The organism is Streptomyces sp. GbtcB6 (assembly GCF_019091475.1).
Lineage (GTDB): Bacteria > Actinomycetota > Actinomycetes > Streptomycetales > Streptomycetaceae > Streptomyces > Streptomyces hyaluromycini.
This window is the reverse complement of the sequence record NZ_JAGXJL010000024.1, coordinates 81,574-90,831: the sequence shown is the minus strand read 5'-3', so window position 1 is coordinate 90,831 and position 9,258 is coordinate 81,574. Positions and strand designations below refer to the sequence as shown.

At 72.7% G+C, this 9,258-nt stretch carries 8 protein-coding genes; 6 read left to right on the top strand and 2 right to left on the bottom strand.

Features of this window, described 5'->3' with window-relative positions; genetic code table 11:
* Window positions 1–194: 194 nt before the first annotated feature.
* Genes KVT45_RS33650 through KVT45_RS33640 form a run of 3 tightly spaced genes read left to right on the top strand, consistent with a single transcriptional unit; the run spans window position 195 to window position 3,209 of the window.
* Window positions 195–1,220 (top strand): iron ABC transporter permease, encoded by a 1,026-nt coding sequence (locus KVT45_RS33650; protein ID WP_217552939.1) that lies wholly within the window; start codon window positions 195–197, stop codon window positions 1,218–1,220.
* A complete protein-coding gene (locus KVT45_RS33645; RefSeq protein ID WP_217552938.1) occupies window positions 1,217–2,317 on the top strand; it encodes an iron chelate uptake ABC transporter family permease subunit in 1,101 nt (366 codons plus the stop codon). Before KVT45_RS33650 ends, KVT45_RS33645 begins: the two co-directional genes overlap by 4 nt.
* 4 nt (window positions 2,318–2,321) lie before the next feature.
* On the top strand, window positions 2,322–3,209 hold the full coding sequence (locus tag KVT45_RS33640) for an ABC transporter ATP-binding protein (protein WP_217552937.1): 888 nt from the start codon (window positions 2,322–2,324) through the stop codon (window positions 3,207–3,209).
* A 26-nt stretch (window positions 3,210–3,235) separates the two neighbouring features.
* Here the strand turns inward: KVT45_RS33640 and KVT45_RS33635 are convergent, their stop codons facing one another.
* A complete protein-coding gene (locus tag KVT45_RS33635) occupies window positions 3,236–4,189 on the bottom strand; it encodes a methionyl-tRNA formyltransferase (protein WP_217552936.1) in 954 nt (317 codons plus the stop codon).
* Window positions 4,190–4,273: 84 nt separating this feature from the next.
* Here KVT45_RS33635 and KVT45_RS33630 point away from each other — a divergent pair, with 84 nt between their 5' ends.
* Window positions 4,274–5,617: a lysine N(6)-hydroxylase/L-ornithine N(5)-oxygenase family protein gene (locus KVT45_RS33630; RefSeq protein ID WP_217552996.1), complete on the top strand. Its 1,344-nt coding sequence runs from the start codon at window positions 4,274–4,276 to the stop codon at window positions 5,615–5,617.
* 164 nt (window positions 5,618–5,781) lie between these two features.
* Here the strand turns inward: KVT45_RS33630 and KVT45_RS33625 are convergent, their stop codons facing one another.
* Window positions 5,782–7,302: an amidohydrolase gene (locus KVT45_RS33625; protein WP_217552935.1), complete on the bottom strand. Its 1,521-nt coding sequence runs from the start codon at window positions 7,300–7,302 to the stop codon at window positions 5,782–5,784.
* Between the two features lie 444 nt (window positions 7,303–7,746).
* On the opposite strand from KVT45_RS33625, the gene KVT45_RS56665 reads away from it, so the two are divergent.
* The gene (locus KVT45_RS56665) at window positions 7,747–8,787 is read left to right on the top strand and encodes a glycoside hydrolase family 25 protein (protein ID WP_308310937.1); all 1,041 of its coding nucleotides are present in this window, start codon (window positions 7,747–7,749) and stop codon (window positions 8,785–8,787) included.
* 20 nt (window positions 8,788–8,807) lie between these two features.
* On the top strand, window positions 8,808–9,119 hold the full coding sequence (locus tag KVT45_RS33615) for a hypothetical protein (RefSeq protein ID WP_217552934.1): 312 nt from the start codon (window positions 8,808–8,810) through the stop codon (window positions 9,117–9,119).
* Window positions 9,120–9,258 lie beyond the last annotated feature (139 nt).

Below are 9,258 nucleotides of genomic sequence, written 5' to 3'. Positions count from 1 at the left end.
CTGCCCGTGCCTCCCCATAGGTGTGGAACGGCTCAGCGGAGCCGCGACCGCTCGCATAGTAAGGTAAGGATTGCCTAACTCAACAGGGTCAATCCGACTTCAGCGGTCCAAGTCACAGCGACTGAGGTTATGCTCACCTAACCTGCTATCAGGACTGTTCACGGACCACCGGACGACGGCATGGAGACCGGCAAGTGGCTTCAGGCAGAAGGCTTCGCACCTCGGTGCTGGTGACACTGATCATCGCCCTCCTGGTCCTTTTGTCCCTTCTCTCCGTGGCCCTGGGCGCGTTGAGCATCCCGCTCGACCAGGTGGTGCGCTCGGTGCTCGGGCATCCGCCGAGCCGGCTGGTCGACAACGTGATCTGGTCGGTACGCGTCCCCCGCACCCTGCTCGGCCTGACCACGGGTGCCGCGCTCGGCATGTCCGGCGCCCTGATGCAGGCCCTGACCCGCAACCCCCTCGCGGACCCCGGCATCCTCGGGGTGAGCGCGGGCGCGTCCTTCGCGATCGTCGTGTCGGTCGCGGTGTTCGGGGTCGGATCGCTCTACGGCTACGTGTGGTTCGCGTTCGCCGGGGCGCTCGCCGCGAGCGTCCTGGTCTTCCTCCTCGGACGGCTGGGCCGCTCCGGGGCGACCCCGGTGAAGCTGGCGCTCGCCGGCGTGGCCGTCACCTCGCTGCTGTCGTCGCTGACCAGTGCCGTGGTGCTCACCGACCAGGACGCGCTGGACCGTTACCGCTACTGGTCCGCCGGCACCCTGGCCGACCAGGACTCCGGCGACCTGGTGCGCATCCTGCCGTTCCTCGCGGTCGGCGCCGTCCTCGCCCTGGCTTGCGCCCCCGCCCTCAACAGCCTCGCGCTCGGCGACGACGTGGCCGCCTCCCTGGGGCGGCGGCTGGGCCTGGTACGGCTCCAGGGCGTGACCGCGATCGTGCTGCTGACCGGCGCGTCGGTCGCCGTCATCGGTCCGGTGGTCTTCCTCGGCCTGGTCGTCCCGCACATCGCCCGGCTGCTCGCCCAGTTCGCCGGCATCGGCCCCGACCACCGCTGGCTGCTGCCGCTGTCCGCCGCGCTGGCGCCCGTGCTGCTGCTGTCCGCCGACATCACGGGCCGGATGGTGGCCCGGCCCACCGAGATCCAGGCCGGCGTCCTCGTCGCCTTCCTCGGCGGCCCGTTCTTCATCGCCCTGGTCCGCCGCCGGAAACTCGCGGAGGTGTGAGCGTGCCCGCACAACCCTCTCCCGCTCCTGCTCCCGCCGCTTCCGCCCGGCCCGCGCTGCGCGACCGGCCGTTCCGGCTGGCCGTGCCCCCGGTCTCCGGCATGCTGCGGCCGCGCCTGGTGCTGACCGGAGTGCTCGTCGGCGTGGGCGCGTTCGCGCTGTTCTGCTGGGGCCTGGCCCTCGGCGACTACCCGGTGAGCCTGCCCGACGTCGTCAAGGCCCTGTTCGGCGTGGGCGACCCCGGCACGCTCGTCGTCGTAAGGGACCTGCGGCTGCCCCGCGCCCTGACCGGCCTCCTGGTCGGCCTCGCCTTCGGGGTCTCCGGGGCGGTGTTCCAGACGATGACCCGCAATCCGCTGGCCAGCCCCGACATGATCGGGCTGACCGAGGGCGCCGGCACGGCGGTGGTCGCCGCGGTGGTGCTCGGCTGGGGCGGCGGGCTCGGGCTGTCCACCGTCGGACTGCTCGGCGCCCTGGCGACCGCGCTGCTCGTGTACGCGCTGGCCTGGAAGGGCGGGGCCACCGGCTACCGCATCATCCTCATAGGCATCGGCGTCTCCTGGATCTGCACCAGCGCCACCGACTTCCTGGTGGCGCGCGGCAACCGGTTCCAGGCCGAGGAGGCGCTCGGCTGGCTGGTCGGCAACCTCAACGGCCGCACCTGGGGCCAGGTGGACTCCCTGGCGATCGCCCTCGCCGTACTGCTGCCGGTCACCCTGGGCCTGGGCCGCTGGATGCGCACGCTCCAGCTCGGCGACGACGTGGCCGCCGGGCTCGGCACCCCCGTCCAGCCGGTCCGGCTGGCCCTGCTGCTGACCGGGGTGGGCCTGGTCGCCTTCGGCACGGCGGCGGCCGGACCGGTCGCCTTCGTGGCCCTGGCCTGCCCGCAGATCGCGCTGCGGCTGGCCGGCACCTCGGCACCGCCCCCGCTCGTCTCCGGTCTCACCGGCGCGTTCGTCGTCCTCGGCGCCGACCTCCTCGCCCGCGAGGCGGTCCCCGGGACGGAACTGCCGGTCGGGATCGTCACCGGCGCCCTCGGCGCGCCGGTCCTGCTGTGGCTGCTCGTCCGCGCCAACCGCGCGGGATCTGGAGGCTGATCCCATGTCGACCACCGACCCGCGCCCGCCGGGCTCCCCCGAACAGCCCGCCGAGGGACCCGAGTTGCGGGCCCGCGGCCTCCATCTCGCCTACGACGGGCGGCCGGTGGTGACGGACCTCGACCTCACCGTGCCCACCGGCCGGATCACGGCCATCGTCGGGGCGAACGCGTGCGGCAAGTCGACCCTGTTGCGCGCCCTCGCCCGGCTGCTGGCCCCGCGCCAGGGCGTCGTCGAACTGGACGGCACGGCGCTGCGCTCCATACCGACCCGCGAACTCGCCCGCGCACTCGGCATCCTGCCGCAGACGCCGGTGGCGCCGGAGGGGCTGACCGTCGCCGACCTGGTCAACCGCGGGCGCTCCCCGCACCAGACCTGGTGGCGGCAGTGGTCGGCGGCGGACGAGGAGGCCGTGCGGGCCGCGCTGGCGGCGACCGGCCTGACCGAGCTCGCGGACCGGCCGGTGGACGAGCTCTCCGGCGGCCAGCGGCAGCGCGCCTGGATCGCCATGGCCGTCGCGCAGGGCACCCCCGTGCTGCTCCTGGACGAGCCGACGACCTATCTCGACCTCGCCCACCAGATCGACGTCCTGGACCTGGTCACGGACCTCAACCGGCGCGAGGGCCGCACGGTGGTGATGGTGCTGCACGACCTCAACCAGGCCTGCCGGTACGCCGATCACGTCATCGCCATGAAGGCCGGCCGCATCGTCGCCCAGGGCCCACCGGCCGAGGTGGTCACGGAGTCGACCGTCGAGGACGTCTTCGACCTGCGCTGCCGGATCACCCCCGACCCGGTCAGCGGCACCCCGATGGTCATCCCGCTGGGCCGCCACCACCACGACGGCGACGCCCGCGACGCCGAGGGCGCGGTACCGGCCGCCGTCGACTGAGCCGGCGGCCGGGGTCGGGACCGCGCTCAGGGACGGGACGTCAGGTAGCCCCCCATGGTGCGGAAGTAGTCCGCCGCCGCGTGCTCCGTGCCGTCGGCCGTGCGCACCCGCCGGACCAGCAGCCCCGGGCAGCGCCCGGTGTGGGCGTCGGCCCCCGCCACGACGACCACGCCGTCGCCCTCGCGGATGAAGATCCGGCCCGGGGTGCCGCCGTAACGGCCCTCGGAGACGGCGGCGGAGACGATCCTGAGCCGCTCGCCGCGGTGGAAGGCGTAGGCGTTCGGGTACGGGTCCGACTGGGCCCGCACCAGGCGCTCCAGGCGCTCCGCGGGCCAGGTCCAGTCGATGCGGCTGTCCTCCAGGGACCGCTTGTGGAAGAAGCTGGCGCGGGTGCGGTCCTGCGGCACCCACTGGCCGGCGTCCCGGCCGGCGGCGATCAGGTCGAGCGACTCGCGCACGATGGGCGCGATCAGGTCGACGGTCCGGCGGAACAGATCGGTGGCCGTGTCGGCGGGCCCGACCGGCACCGAGCGCTGCACCAGGACGTCCCCGGCGTCGAGTTCGGCGTTCATGCGGTGCGCGGTCACCCCGACCCGCTCCTCGCCGTTGATCAGCGCCCAGATGATCGGGGAGAACCCGGCGTAGGCCGGCAGCAGGGAGTCGTGGATGTTGAGGGTGCCGTGCGGGGGCAGGTCGAACAGCTCCGGCGGCAGCCAGGTCCGCCAGTTGTTGGCGACGATGATGTCCGGCCTCGACTCCCGTACGGCGGCGAGGAGTTCGGCGTCGTCGGGGCGGTTGCGGAGCAGCACCGGGACGTCGTGCTTCTCGGCCAGCTCGGCGACGTTGTCGTCCCAGATCTTCTCGTAGGCGTGCTCGCTCCTCGGATGGGTGACGACGAGGACCACCTCGTGATCGGAGTCCAGCAGCGCCTGCAGCGTGCGGTGACCCCAGGTCTGGTAGCCGAGCATGACGACCCGCATGACGGTCCTTCCCTTCACTGACTCCATTGCTAGGTAAGCCTTACCTTATCTAGCATGGGTCTGCCTGAGGGAGGCGATGCCAAGGTGAAATCACCGGTCATGGGTTCCGACGTCGTCCACGACATCATCGGAATCGGTTTCGGCCCGTCAAATCTCGCTCTTTCCATAGCAGTCGAGGAGCACAACGCGGGTCTCGCGGCGGACAGCCGTCTCAACGCCCTGTTCCTGGAACGGCAGCCGCGGTTCGGCTGGCACCGGGGCATGCTGATCGACGACGCCACGATGCAGGTCTCCTTCCTCAAGGACCTCGTCACCCTGCGCAACCCGACCAGCGACTACAGCTTCCTCTGCTTCCTGCGCGAACAGGGCAGACTGATCGACTTCCTGAACCAGAAGACCCTCTTCCCGCTGCGGATGGAGTTCCACGAGTACTTCGAGTGGGCGGCCGCGCGGGTCGCGCACCAGGTGTTCTACGGCAGCGAGGTGATCGCGGTGGACCCGGTGCGCGACGACGCCGGGCGGGTCACGTTCTTCGACGTCACCTGCCGTGACACGGCCCGCCCGGGGACGGGCGTGACGCACCGCACGCGCAACATCAGCGTGGCGATGGGGCTTGAGCCGCATGTGCCGCCGGGGCTCGAACTCGCCGAACGGGTGTGGCACAACAGCGAGTTGATTCCGCGGGCCGAGCAACTGGCCGGGACGGGTGCGCCGGTGCGGCGGGCGGTCGTGCTCGGCGCCGGGCAGAGCGCCGCCGAGACGGTGGACTACCTGCACCGCACGTTCCCGGACGCCGAGGTCTGCTCGGTCTTCGCCAAGTACGGCTACACGCCCGCGGACGACAGCCCGTTCGCCAACCGGATCTTCGATCCGGAGGCGGTCGACGTCTACTTCTCCGCGCCGTCGGCGGTCAAGCAGTCCCTGCTGGACTACCACCGCTCCACCAACTACTCGGTCGTCGACATGGATCTGATCGAGTCGCTGTACGCCACCACGTACCGGGAGAAGGTCGCCGGGCGGGAGCGGCTGCGCTTCCTCAACGTCTCCCGCGTCCGCGGCGTCGTGCCCGGAGCGCCCGGAGCAGACGGCGCCGACGGCGGTCTCGACATCACCGTCGAGTTCCTGCCCACCGGCGAACAGCAGACGCTGCCCGCCGACATCCTGGTGCTCGCCACCGGCTACCGGCCCCGGGACCTGACCGCGCTCATGGGCGACGCGGCCAAGCTGTGCCTCAAGGACGACGGCGACGCGATCCGGGTCGGCCGGGACCATCGCGTCGAGACGGTGCCGGAGGTCGCGGCCGGCATCTACCTCCAGGGCGGGACCGAGCACACCCACGGGCTCACCAGCACCCTGCTGTCGACCGTGGCGGTCCGGGCCCAGGAGATCCACCGGTCCGTGCTCGGCGACCGGGCGACGGCTGCCTGACCCGCCGCAGCCCCCGCACTCCCGTGGCCCGGACGGTACGGTCCCGTCCGGGCCACGGGGTTTCCCGATTCTGACGGGCGGCAGCATGGCAACTTCCGGTATGACGTGCAGGACCACCGTGTCGTGGGACGGCATGTGCGGCTGCCTCTCGGAGGTGGGCGGGGTCAGTACGGTCCGTGGGTCCAGCGGCCGGCCGTCATCGTGGCGTGCACCGGCATCGCGCGCAGGGTGTCCGGGTCCGCCGTCAGCGGATCCACGTCCACGACCACCAGGTCCGCGGGGTCCCCGACCCTGATGAGCCGGCGCCCGCGAGCCGCCGCGGCCAGTGCGTCCCCTACCGGCAGGCGCTGTTCCGGGTGCCAGGCGGGGCGGCCGTCGTCGGTGCGGGCGACGGCCGACGCGATCGCGAGCCAGGGGTCGAGCGGTGAGACGGGGGCGTCCGAGCCGAACTCCAGCCGCGCCCCGGCGGCCAGCAGGTCGGCGTACGCGAAGGCGCGTCCGGTGCGTCCGGCCCAGTACCGGTCCGCGACGTCACGGTCGTCCGTCGCGTGCCGCGGCTGCACCCCTGCCGTGACGCCCAACTCCGCGAAACGCGGCAGGTCTTCGGGGCTCAGCAGTTGCGCGTGCTCGATCCGGCCGCGGCAGCGCACGGCCTCGAAGGCATCCAGGGCGACGGTGTTGGCCCGGTCGCCGATGGCGTGCACCGCGGGCTCGATGCCGTGGGCGGCGGCCCGGCGCATGAGCCGCACCAGCTCCTGCGGGGCCGTCTGCTCGATGCCGTGCGAGCCGTCCGTGCCCTCAAGACCCGGGTAGGGGTCACGGCACAGCGCGGTACGGGTGTTGAGCGAGCCGTCGGTGAAGAGCTTGAGCGGGCCGACCCGCACCAGGCTCCCCGGTGCCCCGATCCCGGATCCGGTGCGCAGCCCGCGGGCCACGGCCGCGTCCAGGTGGCTCGGGTAGACGGCTGCGGACACCCGTACCGCCGGCGGGAACCGTGCCGAGCGCCGCTCCCAGGCGCCCACGGTGTCGCCGTACTGGAAGTCGACGACTCCGCTGACCCCGCGTGCGGCGGCGGCCCGGCAGGCGTCGGCGACCCAGCCGTCCAGCGTGTCGGCCGGCACCTCGGGCAGGGCCGAGAGGACCTCGTGCCCCTCGTGCTCCCGGACCAGTCCGGTCGGGTGGTCGCCCCGGCCGACGAGTGCCAGGCAGGCGGAGTTCAACCACACGGCGTGCAGATCGGCGCTGACCAGGACGACCGGCCGGTCCGGCAGGGCCGCGTCGAGGAGTCGCCTGTCCGGGGCGTCGGGCCAGAGCCCGTCCCGGAAGCCGTATCCGAACAGCACCGTCCCCGCGCCGGGCGCCGTACGGCCGTGGGCGCGTACCCGGTCGGCCACCTCCCGTGCGGAGGCGGTTCCGGAGAGGTCGAGCCGGCGGCGTGCGCTCGCCCACTCGGCGAGGTGGACATGGGCGTCCCAGAGTCCCGGCAGGAGGACACGGCCGTCCAGATCGAGGACCTGCTCCCCCGCGACCGGTCCGGCGGGCTCCACGCCCCCCTGCTCCGGAAGGACATGAGTGACCGTGCCGTCCGCCACCCGCACGGCGACCGGCGGTCCGCCCGCTCCCAGCCGCACCCGGGCGAGTGTCACCGCCGCCGGCCGGCGCGGGGTGGTGGCGAAGTCCGTCATCGAGCCTCCCTCTGTGGCGGCACACCCGCCCGGAGCCGTGCCGCCGCGGACATGGCCGCCGGCCGGGGCCGCCCGGGCCACGAAGCCGCGATCGCCCGGCAGGGCACACGGCGCCGCCCTCAACAGCGACAAGAAAATAAACTTAGGCTTACCTTACCTAATCCCGGCCGTCACGTTCGCCGGTCCGCCCGCGGAGCCGGGGCGCGGTCCGCTGATCGGAACGGCACATGACGGACCACGTCCGCCCTTTCACTCTGGTCATCCAGGCATGAACGAAAGGCCTGGGCGCCGCCGGCCGCGCGACCGGCGGCCGCAACACGGGGAACGGGGAACGCCCCATGGCCTGGAGCGGCCGGCGGGCGCGCACGAGCCGCTCCGCGAGAGCGCGCACCGCGCCTTGATCGCCGTGCACTTGACCGACACCACGAAAGGAGGCGGCGCCAGGTGTCCACATGCCGCGGAATCGACCTCTCCGTCTACCAGGGAGCCCAGGACTGGAAAGCCCGCGAGGCGGAGGGCGTGGTCTTCGCCTTCGCCAAGGCCAGCGAGGGCGAACACACCCACGACCAGCGCTTCGCCCTGCACATCACGGGCATCATCGAGGCCGGGCTCGTCCCCGGCGCCTACCACTTCGGCTGGCCCAACCAGGACGTCGCCACCGAGGCCGCCAACTACGTCGCCGCCGTACGGCCGTACGCCCGCCGGGGCTTCGTGCACTGGCTCGACCTGGAACGCAGGTCCGACGGCGCGAACTACGCGGGGACGACGGCGGCCGGGATCCGGGCCTACGCCACCGCCTGGACCGCCAAGGTGCAGGCCGCGTTCCCCGACCAGCGGGTCGGTGTCTACACCTCGGCGAGCGACCTGGCCGCCGGCCACGCGCCCGCCACCGTCCCCCTCTGGTACCCCGCCTATCCCTGGCCCGGAGCCGCGACGTACGCGCAGGCCGAGGCACACCCGAAGCCCGGCCCGTCCGGCAGATCACCGCTGTTCTGGCAGTTCACCTCGACTCCCCTCGACCGATCCATCTGCTACCTGAGCGAGTCCGCGCTGCGCGCGTGGGCCGCCGGAACGGAGACAGACATGGCGCTCACCACGGACGACATCGACAAGGTCGCGGCCGCGGTCGTCGCGAAGCTGGTCGCGGGCGGCGGTGTGCTGGAGACGCAGGACATCAGCAACGTCGCGTCGGCCACCGCGAAGGCGGTCCTGACCATGGACGGGGTGATCGCGGCCCCCGCCGACGCCCCGGACGCGAAGACCAACCAGTACTGGGCCCTCCAGTCCTACGTCAAGGACACCAACGCCCGCCTGCGGCTGATCCAGGCGACGGAGGCGGCACAGAGCGCGGCCGTCGCCCAACTCACCACCGCCGTCGCGGCGTTCGACAAGTCGATCGACGTCGCCGCGCTGGTCGCCTCGGTCACCGCGGCGATCGAGGACGCCGTGCGCAAGGTCGTCATCCACCTCGACCCCGCTTCCTGACGTCCCGGACAGGCCTCCTCATGAACCTCTTCACCAGCTTCATGCGCACCGTCGTCCCGATCGTGGCCGGACTGGTGCTGACCCTTCTGGTCCACATCGGCGTCCAGTTCGGTTCGGCGTCCGTGGCGAGCGTGGTCACCACCGTCCTCACCGGCGCCTACTACACGGTCTTCCGGCTCCTCGAAAACCTCGCCCTGAAGATCCGCTCCCGGCCGCTCGCGACCGTCGCCGGCATCCTCCTCGGCTGGGCGACCCCGCCCGACTACCCGACGACGGGGCACCGGACGGCACCCGCGCCCGCGACGGCCACGGCCACGGACGGCAGGGCGTGACCGTACACCGGCAGTGAGCCGCCGAGCCGGCCGCCGAGCGCGATCCCCGCACAGAAGGCGGAGCTGCCCCCGGGCCCCGGGCTCCGCCCGCGCCCTCTCCCAGCGGAAGAGGTGGTACGGCGGCTGCGGTGTCTCCACC